The following is a 20,344-nucleotide window of genomic DNA, read 5'->3' as shown; positions in this document are numbered from 1 at the left end:
GGGTAACTCCTTCGTGTGGATGATGTGCTCCAGCCGGATGGCGCCGTCACGTCAGCAATCGCTGACAAAGGCGCCGGAGCGCGTGTCGCAATTCCTCGTCAGGTAGTCGGTCGAGTGTGCGCAGCACGGGTTTGAGGTCCTGCAGCACTGCGAGGCCGGCGAGTTGGTCCACCGTGGGCTGCTGACCGAACAGCGCAGTCGCGAATCGCCCTGTTAGCGCATCCAACCGTTCGGCGACCTCCGGTTGGGAGCGCACCGCGGGGTCAGCGAAGTCGACTGGTGCGACCGTGCGGTACGCCTTGACCACCTCGTCCACGTATCCGGTGACAACCAGTTCGCGACGCGCTTGGATCGAAGACTCTGACTCAGCATGGTCGAGCATCGACTCCAATGCGATCACTCGCTCATCGAGGAGCGCATCGAGGATCGCGGCCTTGGTCTTGAAGTAGTAGTAGACGTTCGCCTTGCGCACATCCATGGCGTCGGCGATGTCCTGCAGCGACGTACCGGCGAAACCGCGAGCAGCAAATAGCTCACGAGCAGTGAGCAACACGGCCTGCCTGGTCCGCTCGGCTTGCTCGGCTCTTGTCATACGTCTCATTCTAGACTTTCATTAGCCAATTGGCTAATGAAAGTCTAGGTAGAACCTCACAGCCCGCGAAGCGCCTAGGTGCACGACGCTGAAAACCCCAAGTCCCACGCCATTCCGTCACAAAACGTGCATGCCGGCGGGCAGCCCAGCGGTGCCAGAGCACCGCTCGAATGGAGACATGGTGACCCTTCGAGCGAGGCCGCCTTATCGCCGTTTTGGCCTTGGGTCCGAGGGATTTGCGGTTTGATGGAGACGTGACGCCCCCCGACACGAAATACATCGATCGTGAGGGTGCAGGTCTGGCATTCCAAGTCTTCGGGACGGGGCCCGGAGAGTTCGTCTACTACGGCAGCGAGATCATGCATCTCGATTTGTTGTGGGCCGACCCGCACACCGAAGCGAACCTCGGCGCCGTGGCGCGCAACGGTCGCATCGCCCTTTTCCAGCGGCGCGGCCTCGGCTTGTCCGACCGGATCGACTACGTGCCGACGCTCGAGCAGCAGGCTGACGACATCATCGCGGTCATGGATGCCGCTGGCATGCAGCGGGCCGTCATCGGCGCACCTGGAAGTGCCTGCGGTCCGGCCGCGCTGGTTGCTGCGCGCTACCCCGAACGCGTCGCAGGTGTGTGCCTTTGGATGCCGTTCCCCCAAGCCGTCGACGGGTCGTGTGACGACCCGTGGGCGAGTGAAGCCGAGATCGCGTCGATGGCGGAAGTGATCCGTCACGTCGCCGACAACTGGGGTCGCGGGCGGACCATGGACATGTGGAACGCCGAGATGCGATCCGCCAACAACCGTCGGTTGATGGCCATGCTGGAGCGCAGCTCGATGTCGCCGACCGAAGCGCGTGCGCACTGGGGCTGGTCCGCCGGACTCGACTTCACGCACCTCCTGCCCGCGATCCAGGCACCGACCCGAGTGCTGATCCAGGACGGGGGTGTCAGCCCGTTGTCCTGGAGCGAGCGGATGGTCGCGGAGATGCCGAACGCGACCCTGCACGTGATGCCGGCACCAGCGCCGGGCTCCTCGATCGGCGAGGCGTACTACCCCGTGGTCATGCACCTCCTCGAGCTGGCGTTGGGGCCCAAGAGGGCGGCCGAGGACAACCGCTTCTTCGGCACGGTCCTCTTCACCGACCTGGTGTCATCGACCAAGCTGCTGGCCGAGATCGGCGACAGCGAATACCAGCGGTTGAGGTCCATCCACGAGCACGCGGTGAAGGCGGCGGTGTCCGACGCCGACGGGCAGGTGCTGGACTTCAGCGGAGACGGATCTCTCAGCCTGCTCGACATGCCGGGTGTCGCCGTCCACTGCGCCGAGCGCATTGCGCGAGAGGCCAGCGCTGCCGGCATCGGAGTTCGCTGCGGTGTGCACGCCGGGGAGCTGCAGCGGGAGCTCGGCCGCGTCACCGGTCTCAACGTCCACGTCGGCGCGCGGGTCATGGGTGCCGCAGGGGCCGGCGAGGTGTACGTCTCGCGGACGGTTCGCGACCTGGTGATCGGCTCGGGACTGGAGTTCGATCGGGTCGGTGAAAAGCGACTCAAAGGCGTACCCGGCGTGTGGGAGCTGTACCGGTTCGATGAAGTGCGCAGCCCTCAGAGCATCCCACTCACCGACTCCCAGACGCCGATGGACAAGGTCGCCGTCCATGCCGCCCGCCGCGCGCCTCGCCTGATGCGTGCGATGGCCAGGTTCGCGAACGCGACCGATCGGGGAGCCCGCGTCTCATGACGGGGCGGATCCGCCGCCTCAAGCAGTTTGTCGAGGTGACGAGCAGCGGTCGACGGACACTTCATGTCGGGTCCGGGGAGCCGCTCGTGCTGCTCCACATGGGCGCGAATCCGTGGAGCAAGTGGGAGCTGGTGATTCCCTACCTCGCCGACCGGTTCGAGATCATTGCGCCGACCCTCGCGGGTTGGGAGGGCGGGAACCCGCTGGCCGGTCCGATCACCTTGGACGACCTGACCTGCGGCGTCGTCGAGGAGATGGACCGTGCGGGGTTCCAGTCCGCCCACATCATCGGTTGCTCTCTCGGTGGCCTCGCTGCCCTTGGCGTTGCGAGGGAGGGAAGGGCGCGCAGCGCCCTCGCCATGTGCCCGGCCGGCGGCTCGAACCAGGAGCAGACCCAGCGGCTCGTGAAGCATTTCGACATGCTGAACAATCTGTCGTTGCCGCAGCGTCTGCTCGTGCCGGTCGTCCTCTCGTCCGCGCGCATGAGGCGGATCGCCCTACGGGCGGTGCTCGACGACGGTGGCCGGATCTCAGCTCGACAAGCCATCCAGATTCGCAGGAACAGTGCGAAGGGCGACTGGGCGAACCTGCTTCCGGGATTCTCCGCTTTTCGCCTTGAATCAACGCCTGAAGCGCCCGTGCCGTTCATGCTGGCATGGGGCGAGAAGGACCGCTTCACGCCGATGGTCCACGAGCAGCCTCTATGGCTCGAGGCTGTCCCCCATGCCGAGTCCCACGTCCTGTCGGGGGTCGGCCACCTGCCCATGTTCGACGACCCCGACCAGACGGCACTGCTGATGCGCGGTTGGCTGGACCGTCACGTATCGGCGTCTGCGGTCGAGTCCGCTGGCCAGCCCGACTAGACGAGATTCACCACGAACACGGCGGCTGATCAACGGTGCGGAGAGCCGACCACCGGTGGCCGCCAGTGGTTGCGTTTCGGGGCGGCCGTGATCTGCCTACCCGTGCCGGATGAATGTCTGTGGCTCTCGATCGCCGCGCGTCGAGGGCCCCTCAACGCAGGGTGACGAGGTGTGCTCCGTTGAACGGCGCGTAACAGGTGACCGTGGCCGGTGTCCGCAACACGTCGTTCTCGGCGAACAGCTTGCGCACTGCCTCGAAGGACACGTTGCCGCTGACGATCGGCGCCACCTGGTCGTAGAACTCTTGAGAGGGCCGCGACAACGGCGTGTCCGGCTCTCCCCCGTCCTCGCCCCACACATCCCACAACAGCGTCTCCACCTTGTTCAGCGCGGCGAGGTCGAGCCTGATGTTGCCCGCCACGAAGCGTTCACCGAACAACGGCCCCTCCCCCGGTGGATGCAGCCCGAAGGTCGTCTCGTCCGCTCCCTCATCGCGGATCGCCCGCCAGGCCTCACCGGCGACCAGGAACCGTGACCGGGGAATGTCCATCGGATCGAAGTCCACGGGCCAGCTGGCGGTGATCGCGGGGTCGGCCAGCTGAGCGTCCGCCAGCAGCCAACCCCGCTCCTCGTCCCAGTACTCGGTGACCATGTGGTCGTGATGGAAGCCGTCCGAGCCGAAGTAGTCCGCGAACCCCGATCGCGAGCGGGCCGGGACGCCGGCATGGCGAAGCAGCGAGACGTGCAGCAGCGTGAAGTCCCGGCAGGTACCGACGAACCGGTCAGCGGGCTCGCGCCGCACGGTCAACGAAGCGTCGTTCCGCCCGATGACGATCCGCAGGATGTCGTCCAAGTAGCGGGTCTCGGCGTCGTCGTGGAGCCTGTCGATCGGGTGGGTGTGTTCAAAGAGGTGACCCTCGACGCGATGGATCATCACATCGCGTGCGATACGCGCCAGCTGAGCTGGGTCGCGGGGCATGTCACCGTACAGATGAGCGAGCTCACCCGGGTCGGAGAAAGCGCTCTGCTCGGCGTAGAAGGATAGGGACACGACAGGCCTCCCGAGGGGCGTCATCAACCACGCGTTCGATACGGGTCGGCGCACCCACGGTGTCAAAATTCCCGGCCAACCGTCCAGCAGACGGCCAGGGCCGGACCGCTCTTTTCGGCCGGCCCGAGTGGTTTTGAGCTCGTCGTGGTCAGGTGCTCAGCTCAGATTCGATCATCCTCGCGCCGTAGATCGGCCCGACGATGCGTCCACCAACGAGTGAGGAACACGACGCCAAGAACGACCCAACCGACGCCGCTCAGGAGCTGCACCGTGTCGCTATGAGGAACCAGGAACCACAACCCGAGCACGAAGTACGCCGCGGCAATCCACAGAGGTGCAGAACCAGAGAACGCCCTTCGCGATGACACATCGCGAGCGTAGACCTCAAAGGCTTCTTCGATTGCAGAGCGACGTGGCTCAGCGTTGCACTCAGTCCTCCCCGGCGCCCCAGCGTGAGAGTGCGGCTATCGCGTCCTGCAACGCGAGCCCGCGATCGGTCAGCGCGTAGGCGCGGGTGTTGTGCCGAAGCGGTAGTCGGTAGAGGACACCGGCAGCCTCGAGCTCGCGTAGGCGGGTGGCGAGCATGTTCGTCGGCACTCCGAGATCGCGCTGCAGATCGCCGTAGCGCTGCGGCCCCTGGAGCAGCCTCTCCACGATCAGGAGAGCCCACCGAGCTCCGACGACACGGAGAGCCGCCGCGAGGTCGCTCACGCCGTCGGGTCGGTGTCCGGCTTCATCCAGAACGGCGAGTAGTGGTAGCCGTCGGGGTCGTCGAACTGGCGCTGATACATGAACGGGTAGTCGTCGGTGTCACCGATACGGCCCCCGGCGTCGCCCGCTCGTTTGACCAGCTCGTCGACGGCCTCGCGGCTGCCAAGGTCGAAGGAGACTGTGACCTTCGATGGCGTGTCCGGTCCGCCGATCAGATCCTCGGTGCCACCGATGTCGGCGTACATCTCGCGGCTGCCCAGCATGACGTACTGCTCAGGTGCGATGGCGAAGCACGACACGTTGTGGTCGGACATCTCGGGATTCAGGGTCCAGCCGATAGCGGTGTAGAAGGCAGTCGCGCGCTCGACGTTGTCGACAGGGCAGGTGATGAAGAGGCTCATGACGCCACACTTGCAAAATACAAGTGCCAAGTCAATAGCTGACTCAGCGGCGGACGGCGTACCGGATGTGAGTCGCCTCGGGGGTGTCGATCACGTCACGGATCTCGAGCTCGGTGAGTCCAGGCAGAATGTCGAAGAGCCGGCGACCGCTGCCCAAGAGGACCGGGACCTGGTGGACCTGGATCTCGTCGAGGACGCCAGCCTCAAGAGCGCGTTGCGCGACGTTGCCTCCACGGACCTGGACGTTCTTGTCGCCGGCGGCAGTCTTCGCCTGCGACATGGCACTCTCGATGCCGTCGGAGACGTAGGTGACCAAGGGGTAGCCCCAGCGGACAGCCGGCGGGGGCGGGCGATGGCTGGGGACGAAGATGGGCAGCCCGCCGTGCGAACCGCCCCAGTGGTCCATGAGCTCCGCAGTCCGGCGGCCGGCAAGGATCGCCCCCGCCGCGTTCCACTCGTCCTCGAACTGCTTGACGGGGCGCGAGGGATCCCGCGAATCGGCCCAGGCGTGGAGCCGCTCGCCGTCCTCACCACCGAGGTAGTCGTTGACGTCGGCGACAAAGCCGTCAACCGAGACTGACATGTCGAGCACCGAGATTGCCATGATTCCTCCTTGATTCGCTTCTGGTCGGCGCGACGGTGATGCTGCGCCTCTGCCATCACCACGAACGGGCGGAGCCGGATACGACACCGCGCCCGCAACTTGCTCGTCGACGTACCGGCAACTCGGTGCGAAGATGGCGGGATGACCGAGGTTTCGCGGTTCTACAGCGGCTCGGGTGGTCTGGTCGAGGCCATCAGCTCCGCTCTGGATGCGGCCGGCTTGGACCGCGAAGCTCTCAGACCGGTGGACCTCGCTCCGGTCGATGAGTTCCACATCCGCGGCCGCGCGGCGACGTTGGAGATCATCGAGGCCCTGGGTCTGAGCGCCAACTCTCACGTGCTCGACCTCGGCAGCGGATTGGGCGGTCCGGCCCGGACATTGGCCGAGGTGACCGGGTGCACGGTCACCGGAGTCGACCTCACCTCCGAATTCTGCGAGGTGGCGACGGCACTCTCGGAGTGGACGGGGGTGTCCGACCGCACGCGCTTCCACGTGGGGGACGCAACGGATACCAGTCTCCCTGATGGTGCCGTCGACGCGGCATTGACCGTCCATGTGGCGATGAACATCCCGGACAAGGCAGCGCTCTACGCCGAGGCGTTCCGGGTGCTCGAACCCGGCGGCAGGTTCGTCGCGTACGACGTGTTGCAGGGTGAAGGCGGCGACGTCAAGTACCCGGTGCCGTGGGCCAACGACTCGTCGACGAGCTTTCTCGCGACCCCGGAAGACATGCGCGAGCTGCTCCACGAAGCGGGCTTCGAGGTCATCTCGGAGGTCGATTCCTCCGACGAAAGCCTCGTCTGGTTCCAGCAGATGCGCGCCCGGATCGAACGAGACGGACCACCGCCGGTCACCTTCTCGGCATTCCTCGGCGATGCATTCGGGCAGATGGCCGCGAACCAAGTGGCCAACCTCGCCGAGAGACGCATCCGCACCGTCATGTTCGCGTGCTCGCGACCGCTCTGACCACCCCCACTGCGCCACATTGGCGCCACCCGGAACCGGGTGCTTTTGCGCAACGGCCTGCAGCGCCTGCGACGCGATGCCACACTCGCGTGGTGACCATGCACCCGAACCCGAATCGCGACGGTCTATCGACGACCACCCTCGCGGTGTTCTTCGTCATCGGCGTCGCCATGGTCGTCTTGGCGGCGAGAGATTTCAAGGGCGAGATCCTGTTCCTGCTCATCGGTGCTGTTGTGGCGGCATCCAACGGCGTCGCGTTGTATCGCCGACGTCACAGTCGACGCCCCTGACCCGGAGGGCGCGGCGCCCCAGGGCGTACGTGCGCCGGCGGCCGTTCGGCTAGCTGTCTGCGAGCCGCGCGACGACGGGTGCCATGGTCTCGGCGGAGTTGGAGCCGATGACCACATAGGTGGCGCCGATCTCCTCCCGGCATCGCAGCAGCTCCTCGACAGCGGCGCCGGGATCGGCCGGCAGGATCGCCGGCGAGTCCTCCGCGCGCAGCACGGCCGGGTCGGTGTCCGGGCCGGCCATGAACGGCGCGACGACATCGCCCACGACCGATACGTGCAGAGCGACGGGTACGTCACGCACAGCTCGGAGCTCTTGTGCCATGCGGACCACCTCGTCTCGTGTGGCATCCGGTGCCATCACGAACGTGACGATGTCGGCGATCTCGGCGGCGAGCGCTCGCGCCTTCGGGCCGCGAACGGCCATCACCACGGGGGTGTGCCGGTCCGGGCCGTCGTACTCACGCAGCAACGCGACGGTGTCCCGTATGCGGGTCAGCCGTTCGCCCGGTGAGAGCGCGGGCAGCCCGAGCTCGCGCAGCAGGTCCTCGAGGCCAGGTCGGCCGGTCCCGATCCCGAGGTCGTACCGCCCATCGGTGAGCTCCGACAGGGAGTGCGTTTCCCAGGCCAACGTCGAGGCCGGGCGCAGCGGCGAGGCACAGACCCACGTGCCCACTCGAAGGTCCGTGAGACTCGCGGCAACGGCCAGGGCCGGGCCGGGCGCCGGCTGCCATCCGGGCACATCAGGCATCAGCAGCGTGGAGTAGCCGAGGTCGGCGATGCGGCGGACCTCGTCTCGCCACCTCGCCGGGCTGTCCAGGACGGGGGTCACCACTCCGAAGCGCACGACATGCACGCTACAAAGCCGGCGCGCGCTTGTGAACCTCGTGGACGTATTGGCATGGCAGGGGTGTCGTATTCGCCCTCGCCTGTTCGTGGTGTCTGTGAACGGCGGCCGACCGGGCGCCATACGATCACCAGACCGCCGACTGGCGGACGAGAAGGGGACATGATGACGAAGACCAAGGTGTTGGTATCGGGAGCGAGCATCGCGGGTCCGGCGCTGGCCCATTGGCTGCGCCGGCGAGGCGCCGAGGTGACGGTGGTCGAGCAGTCCGACGGCCTGCGTCCCGGCGGGCAGGCCGTCGACGCGCGCGGTGTGGCCAAGGAGGTCATCCGCCGGATGGGGCTCGACGCCAAGATCCGCGCGGTGTGCACGGACACCGCCGGCGCGTACGTGGTGGACGCCGACGGGAAGGTGCTGGACACGCATCGCGCGGAGGAGAACGACGGCGACGGCTACATCTCGGAGATCGAGGTCCTGCGCGGAGACTTCTCCCAGGTGCTCTACGACGACACGCGTGACGGGGTCGAGTACGTCTTCGGCGATCGGATCGCCGAGCTCAGGCAGGACGCGGACGGCGTCGACGTCACGTTCGCAGGCGGAGATCGTCGTCGCTTCGACCTGGTGATCGGTGCCGACGGGCTGCACTCCGCGCTGCGCGGCATGGTCTTCGGGCCGCGCGAGCAGTTCATCCGGCACCTCGGGCTGGTGCTGGCCTTCTACACCGTCCCCAACGAGTTCGGCCTGGACCGCTGGATGATCGACTACCACGAGGACGGGCGTTCAGCGGGTCTGCGGCCCATCCATGACGCCGATCGGGCGATCGCGATGCTCTCGTTCCCCTCCCCCGACTTCGAGATCGACTACCGCGACATCGACGGCCAGAAGCGACTGCTGCGCGAGCAGATGGCCGGCGTCGCCTGGGAGACCGAGCGAATCCTCGCGCATCTCGACAGCACCCCGGACTTCTACCTCGACCAGGTCGCGCAGGTCGTGATGGAGCACTGGTCCAACGGACGGGTCGGGCTGCTCGGCGATGCTGCGTTCAGCGCCTCGCCGATGTCCGGTGCTGGCACCGGCCTGGCTCTCGTCGGCGCGTACATGCTGGCCGGAGAGCTCGCAGCGGCCGACTGGGATCCCGTGGCCGGGTTCGCCGCGTACGAGGATCGGATGCGCACGTACGTCGAGGACAACCAGGAGATCGGCCGGATGCACGTGCAGATGCTCACCGCCACCGACGCCGAGCCGGCACCCGAGCCCGACATGGAGGCGCTCATGGCACTGGTCGAGCGCGCCGTCGGCGGCCCGGAGCTGCCCGACTACGTCGGCGTGCCGGATTCCGGCCCGACCGGGTAGCTCGGATGACAGCCACCGCGGCGACAGCGACGATCGGCCCGATCAGCACGCCCGCGGGCGGGAGATCACCGGATGATCGCCGGGCGAGCATCGCCCGGGACGCCTGGGAGGACAACACCGAGCCTGTGCTCTGGTGGGACAGCACGGAGCTCGAGCTCTGATGAGAGAGCACTGAGCCGCCGCTCTGGTTCGACATGAGCGAACCGATCGACATGCTCGATCCGACGGAGAAGGCCGACGCGAACGAGCCGACGCTGCCGATCGACAGGACCGACCTGTCGGACCAGAGTGAGAGGACCGAGTGCGAGGAACCGATGGACCAGCGGCTCGTCCCGCGCGATGACGTCACGAACACGATCGTAGGACGGACAACCGAGTGTCAGCGAAGGACGATGAGCTTCTGCGAGTCACCCTTGGGCCGCACCCTGGTCTCGTCGGGGTCGGTCGGGGCGGGCATCCCGTGGCCCTCCATCGCGACCCCGACGAAGTACCTCGGCGCGTACGGGACGGTGACCGTCATGGTCGCCTCGCAGGTCTTGCTGTCGACGAGGCGCGCGTGATCGGGGATCGTGAAGCTCTTGAGCGGCCGTCGGTCGTACTTCTTGTCCGGACCTTCGAAGACCAGCTCGCTGCCGACGCCGAGCGCGTCGCACCGGTCCCCCGCAACCTGGTACGCGTCGGAGTACGGCACGGTGAGCTGGTCGCGGATCGTGACGACGAACGTGTGCTCCTTGGGATCGTCGGCTTTCGGGACGTACGTGGCCTGGGCCGCCGGGCGGCTCGTCGTCGCCGAAGGTCTGGAGGTCGCGGAGGTTGTTGCGGCGACATCCTTCGGCTCGGAGTCCTTGCCGTCGCCGGAGCACCCGCTCAGGATCGCAAGGGACAGGACGCATGTCAGCGCTCCGGCGATTCGCATGGCGGTCACGCTACAGCCGTACGATCCGGCGCGTCCCCGGTTCGCGGACCCTACGAGAGGTAGCGACCCAGCGCCTCGAGCAGGCCACGGCTGCCGACCTCGCGGTTGGGACCGTCGGCCCAGAACTGGTCGAAGAAGACACCGTGCTCGGTGTGCGTGAACCGCGTGCCGTCCTCGATCGGCTCGAACTCCAACGACGCGACCGACGTCGACATGTGCACGCCGTCGAGCCACATGTCGTACGTCGTGACGATGCGGACGTGCTCGACGATGTTGGTGTACGTCGCTACGTAACGCGAGACAGGACCGTCGTGGAACTTCCCCTCGGCGACGTCGCGTCCCCCGACACGGAAGTCGAACGCCCAGTCGCGGTGCTCGATGGCGTCACCGGCACCCCACCAGCTCAGCTTCTCCTCCTCGTCGGCGAACGCAGTCCAGACCCGTTCGACGGGAGCCGGGTAGTCACGGGTCAGGGTGAAGTCGGCACGGGCGATGCGGCGTTCGATCGTCATGCGTACGTCCTATCGGTTCAGGTTGATGTGGATCGTGCCGCTCTCGGCCACTTCCGACGTCACCGTGTGCGTGCGGTCGAAGCCGGCCAGGTCGTCCCACAGACGATGACCTCGACCCATGAAGATCGGCGCGACCATGAGGTGCACGTCGTCGACCAGGCCGGCACGCAGGAACTCACGCGCGGTGCGGTATCCCCCGCCGATGCGCACGTCGCCTCCCCCGGCAGCCTCAGTCGCCTCGACGAGGACGTCATCGATGGCAGCGTTGCGGAAGTGGAACGTCGTGCCGCCCTCCATGGGGATCTCCGGGCGCGGCGCGGTGTGGGTGAGCACGTAGACCGGCGTGCCGAACGGCGGCTTGTCGCCCCACCAGCCCTTCCAGTCCGGGTCGTCGGGGAACGAGTGCAGGCCGAACATCGCGGCCCCCATGATCTCGGCGCCGACACCGTCCGTGAACGCAGCGGCGTACCGCTCGTCAATGCCCGTCGTCCCCTCGCCGCTGGTGTCGCCGAAGACGTTCTTGCGGAACGTGCGTGTGGCGGCGTACGCGGCGGTGAGCCGTTCCCAGTCAGCTCCCATCGGGTTCTCCGCGGTCTGGTCGGACGGGGTGTAGCCGTCGAGCGAGATGAACAGGTCCATACGTACGCGGGTCATGTCAGGTTCCCTTCGGGGTGGTGCGGGTCAGGTGGAGGCCGAGCCGGTCGGCCTGGTGTTCTGCCGGTGTTCGTTGCTCGCCGAGCCACACGTGGAGCACGTCGAGAGCGCCCGGACGCAGGCTCACGGTGCGTACGCGCCCGTGCTTCTGCGACGTGACCACCCGCGCGTCCTCGAGCACCCTCAGGTGCTGCATCAGCGACGGCAACGCCATCGAGAACGGCGCCGCGAGCTCGGACACGACAGCCGGCGACTTCGCCAGCCGTTCCACGACAGCGCGACGCGTCGGGTCCGCGAGAGCGCGGAGCACGGCGTCGAGCTCGTCGTGATACTTAGGCATACACCTAAGTATCACGTACGCACGGGCATTCGTCAACCCGGCGAAATCTAGGGAGTGGCTCCCGATGTCCGGCATCACCCCGGACGCGAGGGTTGGAGGCACCTGGCGGCGCATCGTCGCCACACCGACAGAAGGAGCGAGAACCATGAAGCGATTCATCATCGAGCGCGAGATCGAGAACGCCGGCGACCTGACCGCCGACCAGCTGGCCGACATCGCGCAGACCTCGAACGAGGCGGTGGCATCCCTCGGCGTGCCCTACACCTGGGTCAACAGCTACGTTGCCGGCGACAAGATCTACTGCGTGCACGAGGCCGAGGATGCCGAGACGATCCTCGAGCACGCTCGGCGAGGTGGCTTCCCGGCCAACAAGGTCACCGAGGTCGCCAACGAGTTCGGCCCACATTCCGCCGGCGCGCGGGTGTCGTGAGCCATCACAAGCTCTCGGACACGGCCTCAGGAACCGGACCGGATCTTCGGGTCCGGGCCGGTTCCTGACCGTATTGGCAGGGATTTATGAGTATGCGCAAATCGGTTGGCGGGCTCCGCGAGCGTCCCTACACTGAAGCGGTGCAGCTGCTCGAACGCGAGAACGAGCTGACGGTCCTGCGGACCGCCGTCGACGGGGCCGTTCAAGGTCAAGGCTCCGGGGTCGCGCTTGCCGGAGACAGCGGCTTCGGCAAGTCCGCACTCATCGAGGCGCTGTGCCGCGACGTCACGGGGGCACGCGTGCTGCGTACGCACTGCGACCCGTTGGACACACCGCGTCCGCTGGGACCGTTCCGCGACCTGCGCCGTCTCCAGCTCGCCGGCCTGGAGCGCGGTGAGGACTTCTTGCTGGCCGAGCTGTGCGAGCAGATCTACACGTCGCTAGCCGCCGAGCCGACGGTGCTGGTGGTCGAGGACCTGCACTGGGTCGACGCGGCGTCGACCGACGTCCTGCGTTTCCTCGCCCGCCGGGTCGAGTCGATGCCCCTCGCGCTGATCCTGAGCTATCGGGACCGGGAGATCGACCCGCGACACTCCGCTCGCCGGCTCCTGGGCGACATCGCGTCGCTTGACGGGCTCACCCAGGTCGCGCTCCAGCCGCTGTCCGTCGACAGCGTCCGAACACTGCTCGAGGGCACCGGTCTCGAGCCCGAGCGCGTGCACGCGATCACCGGCGGGAACCCGTTCTTCGCCGCCGAGGTCGCGAAGGAGCCGGACCTCCCGCTTCCCAACTCGGTGCGCGACGCGGTGCTGGCCCACACCTCAGAGGTCGAGCCGAACGATTTCGAGGTGCTGCAGCTGATCGCCACCGCGCCGGACCGGCTCGACGACCGAGCACTGCCACTGCTCGGCGTGGACCTGCCGACGCTCCGCCGGCTCGACGCGACCTCGCTCCTCACCCGTACGGACGACGGCATCGTCTTCCGGCACGAGCTCGCCCGACAGGCAGTCGAGACGACGATCCCGCCGGGCGGCGGCTCGCGGTTGCACGCGGTGCTGCTCGACGTGCTCGAACAGGTCGAGACCCGCGATCCAGCCGTGCTCAGTCACCACGCCGTCGGCGCTCGCGACGGTGCACGTGCCACGCACTACGCACGGCTGGCCGGCGAGGATGCTGCCCGGGCGGGCGCACACACCGAATCAGCGGCGTTCTTCGCCACCGCCCTCGAGCACCTCACGACCGACGACCCACGTGAACGCGCCGGCCTCCTCCTGCAGCTGTCCTACCAGCAGTACATGACCAGCCGGCTGGTCGAGGCCATCGACAACGTCCGCGCCACGTTCCCCCTCTGGGAGCGAGCCGGCGACGCAGCCGGGCTTGCCGCCGCGCACGAGGCCGTCGCACTCTACGAGTACTACAGCGCCAGACGGCGTCAGGCAGAGACGCACTCCGGCCGTGCGGCCGACATCGCCGTGGCGCCTGCGGCCGGACTGGCCCTCGGCACCGCACGGGCGCTGCAGGGCTATCTGGCAATGATGCGGTCGGAGATCGAGCAGGCGCGCGAGTTCTTCGCCGAGGCGACTCAGGTTGCAGCGGAGCATGACGACGGGTTGTTGACCCTCAAGAGCGGGCTCTTCCGCGCCACCACCGAGCTGGTCTGTGAAGAGGACGGCGCCCGGAGCAACCTCCTGGATCACATCGACGCGGCCCGTGACGGCGGCTGGGACGAGCTGGCCTCGACGGGCTACTCCCAGATCGCCAACCTGGACGTCGAGCACGGCCGGTTCCGCGCGGCCGAGAACCTGCTCCAGCTCTCGATCCCGTTCACGATCGAACGCGACATCCCGATCTGCCGGCACTGGCAGACCGCAGTTCGCTCGCGGCTGCACCTGCACCAAGGGCACTGGAACGCTGCGCTCGAGGACGCCGGAGACGTGCTCAACAGCGAAGGGATGCCGTTGGCCAAGCTCTGGCCGTACCTGGTCAACGTGCTGGTACCGCTGCGCCGCGGCGAATCGGCGGACCTCAACGCGCTCGACGAGGTCTGGGCGCTGGCCGACCTCATCGACGAACCGCTCCGCCGGCTGGCGGTGTTGGCGGCGCTCGCCGAGGTGTCCTGGATGACCGGGGAGCCGGACGAACGCGTGCGCGAAGACGCGGTCGACCAGCTTGCCGACCTCACGGCGCAGCCGGGCGCGAGCTGGGGCGCCGGGCACCTGGCCGTCTGGCTGCGACGCCTCGACCTTCCCGTCGGGGTCAGCGGCGAGCTCGCTGAGCCGTTCAGGCTCGCTCTCGAGGGCCGCCATGCCGACGCCGCTCGGTGGTGGAATCTCGCCGGCGATCCCTTCGCCGAGGCGATGTCCTGGTCGGACTCCTCAGATCCCGACGAACGGGTCCGGGGCATCAAGCTCCTCGACGGCCTCGGCGCGGTCGGCACTGCGGACCGGCACCGCGTCGTGATGCGCGCCGAAGGCTTCACAGCCGTGCCGCAGAGGCCCCGCCAGAGCACGAGGGCGAACCCCGCTGGGCTCACCAATCGACAGCTCGAGGTGGCCAAGCTCGTCGCCCGCGGCCTGTCGAACGCGGAGATCGCCGCCCGCCTCTACATCTCCCCCAAGACCGCCGATCACCACGTCTCCGCCATCCTCGCGAAGATCGGACTACCGACTCGGCGCGCGGTCGTGGTCCAGGCGACCGAGCTCGGTCTCACCTGACTCGCCGCCCGGGTGGGCGTAGCGGAGGAACCAGATCAGCATGATCGCTGTGCTCATCTGGTTGAACGCGTGGAGGAACCAGACGGGGCCGATCGGCAGGCTGAGCACGTAGACCGAGTACACGACATTGCCGGCGTTCGCGAGCACCAGGTTGCCGAGGCTGTACGAGGCCAGGTCGCGGGTGCGGAGCGCCTTGGTGAGCATGGGCAGGGTGCTGCTGGCGAAGATCGCCGTCGAGACGATCCCCGCGAGCACTGGGAGGCTGGTCGAGGTCATGCTCCGACGCTAGGAGCGCCAGAGCTCCTGGACATCGGGCGCGACTCCCTATCTAAGGGCGCAGCGCGTCAGTTGATGATCTCGCCGCGTTCATCCGCGAGGATCGCCGCCAACCGGTCGCGCCACCCCTGGAGCTCCTCCGGCGTCAGGCGCTTCCAGTCGAGCTTCTCGTCGACGACTCTCAGCGGCTCGCGGCTCCGGTAGGAACGAGTGGGGTTGCCGGGGAACTTCTTGTCGGTGACGTTCGGATCGTTCTCGAACGACCCGGTCGGCTCGACGACGTACACCCGCGGCTCACCGTCGCCTGCCGCGAGCTCTGCGGCCAGGCCGGCGCCGTCGGACAACGCGGTGAAGTAGATGTGGTTCATCACCACTTCGGGCCGATAGTTGGACCGGTATCCCGCGGTCAGCAGATCGCCCACCCTGAGGTCGGCCTTGGTCCCGTGGAAGAACGGCCCCTCGTCCAGCACATCACCCATGGGCCCAGCCTAGGCACACCAGCTGCCGGCGCCCGAGTCAGCCCGCGAGGGCGGAAAGCTCAGCTCGGGGCAGCCGCACTCACCTTCGTAGGCAGCTTGCGATCCAATCGATCGCCAGTCCCGAGCTGGCCCCATCCGTTCCAGCCCCAGCAGTACGCGTTGCCCGTCGACTTGAGCGCGCACCCCGAGGCAGCCCCGATCCAAAGGCCGTGCAGGTCGGTCGAGACACCGACCTTCCTGGGCACGTGGCGTTCGGACGTGGTGCCGTCGCCGAGCTGTCCTGATCGATTGTCTCCCCAGCAGTACACGGAGCCGGAACGCTGCCGTGCGCACGTGTCGTAGTCCCCGGCCGCGACACTCGTCCAGCCCGAGGAGCCGCCCACCCGAGCGGGCCGGATGCGGTCCTGGACCGTCCCGTTGCCGAGCTGGCCGTATCCGTTGAAACCCCAGCAGTACAGCGAGCCTGACGTGCGCACAGCGCACGTGTGGTTCTTGCCGATCGCCACGCCGGCCCAGCCTGGTGACGAGACGACCCTGGTCGGTGTGAAGCGGTCAGTGGTGGTGCCGTCGCCAAGCTCACCTGAACGGTTGTATCCCCAGCAGTAGAGCGCGCCGGACGCATGGACGGCGCACGTACGGACGGCGCTCGCCCGAACACTCACCCAGCTCGTCGACGTCCCGACCCTGGCAGGCGTGGTCCGGTCGAAGTGGTCGCCGATCCCGATCTGTCCGTAATGGTTGTCGCCCCAGCAGTAGATGGATCCTGTCGCGTGCCTCGCGCACGTGTGCTCATTGCCGGCTGTCACGCTGGTCCACTTGGTGGACGTGCCAACTCGTGTCGGCGTGAGATGAGCGGTCTGCGAGCCGTCTCCGAGCTGGTAGTCGTCGTTGGAACCCCAGCAGTACAGCGCACCTGACGTCGTGATGGCGCAGGAGTGACGGAGCGCCACGGCCACGCTTCGCCACTGGGCGAACCGGCCGATTCTCTTAGGCTCGTTGTGCGCCAGGATGGTTCCGTCCCCCAGCGCACCATCGGCGCCGTAGCCCCAGCAGTAGAGCGACGCATCGGAGCGGATGGCGCAGCTGTGATTCTCACCGGCCGCGATGGTCGACCATTGCGGGGCAGCCGCCTCCGCTGGTCCGTCTGTCGCCATCGACATCGCTGCGACGACCATCAGCGCTCCTGCGAGCCGCACGACTGCCCTCATCAAGAATCCCCCTCCAATACGCCTGAGAAGGATGCTAGGAGACAGCCCGTACGTCCGCGAGTCGTGCGTCGAGATTCTTCGGTTCACGAGCCGGGCGGCAGCCGCCTCGACTGACGAGTCAGCCCGCGAGCGCGGAATCGACGTCGAGGCAGGCGTCGGCAAGGCGGCCGACCGGGTCGGCGAGCAGAGGCTCGAAGGCGAGCTCCGCGGCACCGTGGAGCACCGAGTCACCGCCGAGGCCCGGCAGGGTCACCAGAACCTGCTCGCGCGGGGCGGCCAGGCCGTGCACCTGGAGCTCGGCGTCGACGTCCTCGCGTACGAGCGGAAATAAGGAACGCAGGTAGCCGCCGAGCACGATGACGCGAGGGTTGAGCAGGTTGACCGCACCCGCGAGGCCGCGACCGAGGTGGCGTCCGACGATGCGGAGGTCAGGCGTGGCGTCATGAACGCCCTCGAGGAACTCCCCCAGCGCGCCGACCTGCTCAGCAGGACAGCCGACGGCGAGGGCGATCGCGGGAGCGCCGATCTCGGTCTCCCAGCAGCCGCGCGCACCGCAGTGGCACAGCTTGCCTTCAGGCAGGAACGGCATGTGGCCGATCTCGCCGGCGTAGCCGCCGGCGCCTTCGAGCTTGCGGCCGCCGACGATGACGCCGGCACCCACGCCGACCTCGCCGGACAGGTAGACCAGGTCGTCGACACCGACACCGGCACCACGGAGGTGCTCGGCGAGGGCACCGAGGTCGGCGTCGTTGCCCAGGACCGGCATGGCGATCGGACCCAGCCGTTCGGACAGGATCTTGGTGAACGGCACGTCGTGCCAGCCGAGGTTGGGCGCCAGGCGTACGAGCCCGTCGTCGCCGCGGATGATGCCCGGCACGCCGAGCCCGACGCCGACGAGTGCGGCGTTGGGCTCGACGTCGCGGACGACGAGTCGCATGAGGTCGACGACGGAGTCGGCGATGGCGTACGGGTCGTGGTCAGCCGGTACGGGACCGGTGGCCCGAGCGCGTACGACTCCCCCGAGTCCCACACGGGCGACCGTCAGACCGTCGACCCGCAGGTCGACCGCCAGGACGTACGCGCCCGTGCGGGCCTTGACGTCGACCGACGGGCGTCCGGCGCCGATCCGGGTCCCCGAAGGCTTGGCCTGATCGGCCAACCCCAGGGACTCCAGCTCGGCCACCAGACCCGCGATCGTGCTGCGGTTGAGACCCATCCGAGCCGTCAGCTCGGCACGAGAGATTCGGCCCGCGCGATGCACATGCCCGAGAGCTGTCCCGAGATTGTGCCGGCGGACGTCCTCCTGATTCGTGCCGACCCCCGAGCGTCCGGCTGTTGCCATGACTAGAGACCTGTCGCCGAACGTCGCCTGCGCGAGATCGCGTCAACGCTGGCCGCCAGGAGCAGCACGCCTCCGGTCACGACGAAGTTGATCCACGACGCCTGGTTGAGCAGGCCGAGCCCGTTGGCGATCGTGGCGATCACCAGACCACCGGTCACGGCGTCGCGGGCCTTGCCCTTGCCGCCGAACAGGCTCGTGCCGCCGATGACGGCCGCGCCCACTGCGTACAGCAGAGCGTTGCCGGCACCCGACGAGGACGAGACCTTGCCACTGACGGACGCCTGGACGATGAGGCTCAGCGCCGCCATCGTCGAGCACGCCATGAACACCGAGATGCGGATGCGATCGACGCTGATGCCGGCGCGACGTGCAGCCTCGGGGTTGCCACCGACGGCATAGACGTGCCGGCCCCAGGTCGTCCGGCCGAGCGCGAAGGTCCACAGGATCAGGAGCACGACGATCATCGGCAGGACGTAAGGGATGCCCTGGATCGGGAAGTTCGGGTTGACGCTGCGGTTCTGGTTGAGGACGAACGTCACGCCGAGCATCACGGCGCCAAGGGCGATGATCTGGGCGACCACGACCGCGAACGGCTGGTGCTGCAGACCTCGCTCGACCTTCTGCCTGTGGCGCAGGAGTGCCAGGACGGCATAGGCCGCGATGACGGCCACGGCGACGATCCAGCCGGCCGCGACGCTCATGTTGTTGTTGGCGATGCCGGCGATGACTTCCTGGTTGATCCGGACGGATCCGCCCTCGCCGATGAGCTTCAAGGTCACGCCCTGGAGGCCGAGGAAGAACGCCAGGGTCACCACGAAGGACGGGATCCCGAGCTTCGCCACGATCACACCGATGACGATGCCGATCACGGCGCCTGTCGCCAGTGCGGCGAGCACCGCGAGGCCCCACGGCTGGTCGTGCTTGACCATGAGCACACCCATGACACAGGCCGCCACACCTCCGGCGACGCCTGCGGACAGGTCGATCTCGCCCAGCAGCAGGACCGGCACGAGTGCCATCGCGAGGATGATGATCGGTCCGGCCTGCGTGATCAGGTTGGCCATGTTGAGGTTCGACAGGAACCGGTCGTTGGCGAAGCCGAACACGATGAACAGCACGACGAGGCCGAACACGGACGGCAGCGCGCCCATGTCACCGCCGCGCACACGGCTGATGTACGCCTGGACGGACTCGCCCAGCGTGGTGGACTGCGTGAGGTCGGACGCGAAGCCCGCCTCTTCTGATTCAGTGATGATGTCAGTCATGTGAGATCTCCCGGTCAGACCGTGGTGGAGGACGCCGAGGCGTCGAGGTCGGATGAGTGTCCGGTCGTGATCAGCTCGACGACCTGGCGGGACGTGACGTCCTTGGTGGCGACGTCGGCAGCAACCCGGCCGAGGTAGAGCGCCGTGATGCGGTCAGCGACCTCGAAGACGTCGGTCAGGTTGTGCGAGATCAGCAGGACGCCCACGCCGGAGTCGGCGAGGCGGCGTACGAGATCCAGCACCTGACGCGTCTGCGCGACACCGAGAGCAGCGGTCGGCTCGTCGAGGAGCACGACACGCGAGTTCCACAGCACCGACTTGGCGATCGCGACGGTCTGCCGCTGGCCACCGGAGAGGCTGGCCACGCTCTGGCGCACGGACTTGACGGTGCGGACCGACAGCGAGGTCAGCGCCTCGCGCGCCTTGGACTCCATCGTGGTCTCGTCGAGGACGAGGCCGTTCTTCTTCTCGCGGCCGAGGAACATGTTCTCGACGATGTCGAGGTTCTCGCACAGGGCGAGGTCCTGGTAGACGACCTCGATGCCGAGGGCACCGGCGTCCTTGGGTCCGTGGACCGAGACGGGCTTGCCCTCGAAGACGTACTCGCCGGTGTCGATCGGGTAGATGCCCGCCAGGCACTTGACGAGCGTGGACTTGCCGGCGCCGTTGTCACCGACGAGTGCGGTGACCTGTCCGGGATAGATGGCGAGGTCGACGTCGTGGAGGACGTGGGCCACACCGAAGCTCTTGTTGATTCCTCGGAGCTCGAGGAGGGGGGTCGATTCGCTCATGGTGAGCCT

Annotated in this window: 24 protein-coding genes; 8 read left to right on the top strand and 16 right to left on the bottom strand. The window is 67.6% G+C overall.

What is annotated here, in order from left to right:
* Positions 1-46: 46 nt before the first annotated feature.
* Positions 47-592, bottom strand: coding sequence for a TetR/AcrR family transcriptional regulator (locus tag ASE12_RS01610; protein WP_056396087.1), 546 nt, complete (start codon positions 590-592; stop codon positions 47-49).
* Between the two features lie 254 nt (positions 593-846).
* Here ASE12_RS01610 and ASE12_RS01605 point away from each other — a divergent pair, with 254 nt between their 5' ends.
* A complete protein-coding gene (locus ASE12_RS01605) occupies positions 847-2,325 on the top strand; it encodes an adenylate/guanylate cyclase domain-containing protein (RefSeq protein WP_056396085.1) in 1,479 nt (492 codons plus the stop codon).
* The gene (locus ASE12_RS01600; protein WP_056396083.1) at positions 2,322-3,188 is read left to right on the top strand and encodes an alpha/beta fold hydrolase; all 867 of its coding nucleotides are present in this window, start codon (positions 2,322-2,324) and stop codon (positions 3,186-3,188) included. The genes ASE12_RS01605 and ASE12_RS01600 overlap by 4 nt, the downstream gene beginning before the upstream one ends.
* Positions 3,189-3,339: 151 nt before the next feature.
* Here ASE12_RS01600 and ASE12_RS01595 read toward each other — a convergent pair whose 3' ends face one another.
* From ASE12_RS01595 to ASE12_RS01580, 4 genes are all read right to left on the bottom strand, one after another.
* Positions 3,340-4,263, bottom strand: a complete 924-nt coding sequence (locus ASE12_RS01595) for a transglutaminase-like domain-containing protein (protein ID WP_056396080.1) — start codon at positions 4,261-4,263, stop codon at positions 3,340-3,342.
* A gap of 405 nt (positions 4,264-4,668) precedes the next feature.
* Complete coding sequence (locus ASE12_RS01590) at positions 4,669-4,950, bottom strand: helix-turn-helix domain-containing protein (RefSeq protein ID WP_056396079.1); 282 nt, start codon at positions 4,948-4,950, stop codon at positions 4,669-4,671.
* Positions 4,947-5,351, bottom strand: a complete 405-nt coding sequence (locus ASE12_RS01585; RefSeq protein ID WP_056396076.1) for a VOC family protein — start codon at positions 5,349-5,351, stop codon at positions 4,947-4,949. The genes ASE12_RS01590 and ASE12_RS01585 overlap by 4 nt, the downstream gene beginning before the upstream one ends.
* 43 nt (positions 5,352-5,394) lie before the next feature.
* Positions 5,395-5,955, bottom strand: a complete 561-nt coding sequence (locus ASE12_RS01580) for a dihydrofolate reductase family protein (RefSeq protein WP_056396073.1) — start codon at positions 5,953-5,955, stop codon at positions 5,395-5,397.
* A 141-nt stretch (positions 5,956-6,096) separates the two neighbouring features.
* Between ASE12_RS01580 and ASE12_RS01575 the strand changes: the two genes are divergently transcribed.
* Both ASE12_RS01575 and ASE12_RS19930 read left to right on the top strand, forming a co-directional pair.
* Entirely contained in the window at positions 6,097-6,921 is an 825-nt protein-coding gene (locus ASE12_RS01575; protein ID WP_056396070.1) for a class I SAM-dependent methyltransferase, read from the top strand.
* 92 nt (positions 6,922-7,013) lie between these two features.
* On the top strand, positions 7,014-7,211 hold the full coding sequence (locus ASE12_RS19930) for a hypothetical protein (RefSeq protein ID WP_157412775.1): 198 nt from the start codon (positions 7,014-7,016) through the stop codon (positions 7,209-7,211).
* Positions 7,212-7,260: 49 nt separating this feature from the next.
* Here the strand turns inward: ASE12_RS19930 and ASE12_RS01570 are convergent, their stop codons facing one another.
* Positions 7,261-8,055, bottom strand: a complete 795-nt coding sequence (locus ASE12_RS01570) for an LLM class flavin-dependent oxidoreductase (RefSeq protein ID WP_056404444.1) — start codon at positions 8,053-8,055, stop codon at positions 7,261-7,263.
* Between the two features lie 165 nt (positions 8,056-8,220).
* Here ASE12_RS01570 and ASE12_RS01565 point away from each other — a divergent pair, with 165 nt between their 5' ends.
* Positions 8,221-9,408 carry an FAD-dependent monooxygenase gene (locus tag ASE12_RS01565; protein WP_056404443.1) on the top strand — a complete coding sequence of 396 codons (1,188 nt, stop codon included), beginning with the start codon at positions 8,221-8,223 and terminating at the stop codon, positions 9,406-9,408.
* Between the two features lie 5 nt (positions 9,409-9,413).
* Positions 9,414-9,569, top strand: a complete 156-nt coding sequence (locus ASE12_RS19925) for a hypothetical protein (RefSeq protein ID WP_157412774.1) — start codon at positions 9,414-9,416, stop codon at positions 9,567-9,569.
* 218 nt (positions 9,570-9,787) lie between these two features.
* On the opposite strand, the gene ASE12_RS01560 is transcribed toward ASE12_RS19925, so the two are convergent.
* The 4 genes from ASE12_RS01560 to ASE12_RS01545 are packed head-to-tail and all read right to left on the bottom strand — an operon-like array spanning position 9,788 to position 11,830.
* Complete coding sequence (locus ASE12_RS01560) at positions 9,788-10,333, bottom strand: hypothetical protein (protein WP_157412773.1); 546 nt, start codon at positions 10,331-10,333, stop codon at positions 9,788-9,790.
* Between the two features lie 41 nt (positions 10,334-10,374).
* The gene (locus ASE12_RS01555; protein WP_056396065.1) at positions 10,375-10,836 is read right to left on the bottom strand and encodes an SRPBCC domain-containing protein; all 462 of its coding nucleotides are present in this window, start codon (positions 10,834-10,836) and stop codon (positions 10,375-10,377) included.
* Positions 10,837-10,845: 9 nt separating this feature from the next.
* Entirely contained in the window at positions 10,846-11,490 is a 645-nt protein-coding gene (locus ASE12_RS01550; RefSeq protein WP_056396062.1) for a dihydrofolate reductase family protein, read from the bottom strand.
* Position 11,491: 1 nt separating this feature from the next.
* Entirely contained in the window at positions 11,492-11,830 is a 339-nt protein-coding gene (locus ASE12_RS01545) for a helix-turn-helix transcriptional regulator (protein ID WP_056404442.1), read from the bottom strand.
* A 145-nt stretch (positions 11,831-11,975) separates the two neighbouring features.
* On the opposite strand from ASE12_RS01545, the gene ASE12_RS01540 reads away from it, so the two are divergent.
* Both ASE12_RS01540 and ASE12_RS01535 read left to right on the top strand, forming a co-directional pair.
* The gene (locus ASE12_RS01540) at positions 11,976-12,260 is read left to right on the top strand and encodes a DUF4242 domain-containing protein (RefSeq protein ID WP_056396058.1); all 285 of its coding nucleotides are present in this window, start codon (positions 11,976-11,978) and stop codon (positions 12,258-12,260) included.
* A gap of 140 nt (positions 12,261-12,400) precedes the next feature.
* Positions 12,401-14,974: a helix-turn-helix transcriptional regulator gene (locus tag ASE12_RS01535; protein ID WP_200954945.1), complete on the top strand. Its 2,574-nt coding sequence runs from the start codon at positions 12,401-12,403 to the stop codon at positions 14,972-14,974.
* Here ASE12_RS01535 and ASE12_RS01530 read toward each other — a convergent pair.
* The 6 genes from ASE12_RS01530 to ASE12_RS01505 all read right to left on the bottom strand — a co-directional run bounded on the left by ASE12_RS01530 (position 14,921) and on the right by ASE12_RS01505 (position 20,335).
* A complete protein-coding gene (locus ASE12_RS01530; protein ID WP_056396055.1) occupies positions 14,921-15,250 on the bottom strand; it encodes a hypothetical protein in 330 nt (109 codons plus the stop codon). The genes ASE12_RS01535 and ASE12_RS01530 overlap by 54 nt on opposite strands.
* A gap of 68 nt (positions 15,251-15,318) precedes the next feature.
* Positions 15,319-15,729, bottom strand: coding sequence for an NAD(+)--rifampin ADP-ribosyltransferase (arr, locus tag ASE12_RS01525; RefSeq protein ID WP_056396052.1), 411 nt, complete (start codon positions 15,727-15,729; stop codon positions 15,319-15,321).
* A 59-nt stretch (positions 15,730-15,788) separates the two neighbouring features.
* Positions 15,789-16,937: a hypothetical protein gene (locus ASE12_RS01520; RefSeq protein WP_082582015.1), complete on the bottom strand. Its 1,149-nt coding sequence runs from the start codon at positions 16,935-16,937 to the stop codon at positions 15,789-15,791.
* Between the two features lie 118 nt (positions 16,938-17,055).
* Positions 17,056-18,153 (bottom strand): ROK family protein, encoded by a 1,098-nt coding sequence (locus ASE12_RS01515; RefSeq protein WP_056396046.1) that lies wholly within the window; start codon positions 18,151-18,153, stop codon positions 17,056-17,058.
* A gap of 128 nt (positions 18,154-18,281) precedes the next feature.
* On the bottom strand, positions 18,282-19,544 hold the full coding sequence (locus tag ASE12_RS01510; protein ID WP_056396043.1) for a sugar ABC transporter permease: 1,263 nt from the start codon (positions 19,542-19,544) through the stop codon (positions 18,282-18,284).
* A gap of 14 nt (positions 19,545-19,558) precedes the next feature.
* Positions 19,559-20,335, bottom strand: coding sequence for an ATP-binding cassette domain-containing protein (locus tag ASE12_RS01505; protein ID WP_056396040.1), 777 nt, complete (start codon positions 20,333-20,335; stop codon positions 19,559-19,561).
* Positions 20,336-20,344: the final 9 nt, after the last annotated feature.

The sequence above is a fragment of the Aeromicrobium sp. Root236 genome (assembly GCF_001428805.1).
GTDB lineage: Bacteria > Actinomycetota > Actinomycetes > Propionibacteriales > Nocardioidaceae > Aeromicrobium.
Note: the sequence above shows the minus strand (reverse complement) of the source record. Positions and strands in the feature narration are given on the sequence as shown.

Excerpts from the sequence above, each read along its gene's own strand:
- ASE12_RS01610 (WP_056396087.1), bottom strand. The coding sequence starts at position 592 with ATGACAAGAGCCGAGCAAGCCGAGCGGACCAGGCAGGCCGTGTTGCTC.
- ASE12_RS01600 (WP_056396083.1), top strand. The coding sequence starts at position 2,322 with ATGACGGGGCGGATCCGCCGCCTCAAGCAGTTTGTCGAGGTGACGAGC.
- ASE12_RS01595 (WP_056396080.1), bottom strand. The coding sequence starts at position 4,263 with ATGACGCCCCTCGGGAGGCCTGTCGTGTCCCTATCCTTCTACGCCGAG.
- ASE12_RS01585 (WP_056396076.1), bottom strand. The coding sequence starts at position 5,351 with ATGAGCCTCTTCATCACCTGCCCTGTCGACAACGTCGAGCGCGCGACT.
- ASE12_RS01580 (WP_056396073.1), bottom strand. The coding sequence starts at position 5,955 with ATGGCAATCTCGGTGCTCGACATGTCAGTCTCGGTTGACGGCTTTGTC.
- ASE12_RS01575 (WP_056396070.1), top strand. The coding sequence starts at position 6,097 with ATGACCGAGGTTTCGCGGTTCTACAGCGGCTCGGGTGGTCTGGTCGAG.
- ASE12_RS01565 (WP_056404443.1), top strand. The coding sequence starts at position 8,221 with ATGACGAAGACCAAGGTGTTGGTATCGGGAGCGAGCATCGCGGGTCCG.
- ASE12_RS19925 (WP_157412774.1), top strand. The coding sequence starts at position 9,414 with ATGACAGCCACCGCGGCGACAGCGACGATCGGCCCGATCAGCACGCCC.
- ASE12_RS01555 (WP_056396065.1), bottom strand. The coding sequence starts at position 10,836 with ATGACGATCGAACGCCGCATCGCCCGTGCCGACTTCACCCTGACCCGT.
- ASE12_RS01550 (WP_056396062.1), bottom strand. The coding sequence starts at position 11,490 with ATGACCCGCGTACGTATGGACCTGTTCATCTCGCTCGACGGCTACACC.
- ASE12_RS01545 (WP_056404442.1), bottom strand. The coding sequence starts at position 11,830 with ATGCCTAAGTATCACGACGAGCTCGACGCCGTGCTCCGCGCTCTCGCG.
- ASE12_RS01540 (WP_056396058.1), top strand. The coding sequence starts at position 11,976 with ATGAAGCGATTCATCATCGAGCGCGAGATCGAGAACGCCGGCGACCTG.
- ASE12_RS01530 (WP_056396055.1), bottom strand. The coding sequence starts at position 15,250 with ATGACCTCGACCAGCCTCCCAGTGCTCGCGGGGATCGTCTCGACGGCG.
- arr (WP_056396052.1), bottom strand. The coding sequence starts at position 15,729 with ATGGGTGATGTGCTGGACGAGGGGCCGTTCTTCCACGGGACCAAGGCC.
- ASE12_RS01520 (WP_082582015.1), bottom strand. The coding sequence starts at position 16,937 with ATGAGGGCAGTCGTGCGGCTCGCAGGAGCGCTGATGGTCGTCGCAGCG.
- ASE12_RS01515 (WP_056396046.1), bottom strand. The coding sequence starts at position 18,153 with ATGGGTCTCAACCGCAGCACGATCGCGGGTCTGGTGGCCGAGCTGGAG.
- ASE12_RS01510 (WP_056396043.1), bottom strand. The coding sequence starts at position 19,544 with ATGACTGACATCATCACTGAATCAGAAGAGGCGGGCTTCGCGTCCGAC.
- ASE12_RS01505 (WP_056396040.1), bottom strand. The coding sequence starts at position 20,335 with ATGAGCGAATCGACCCCCCTCCTCGAGCTCCGAGGAATCAACAAGAGC.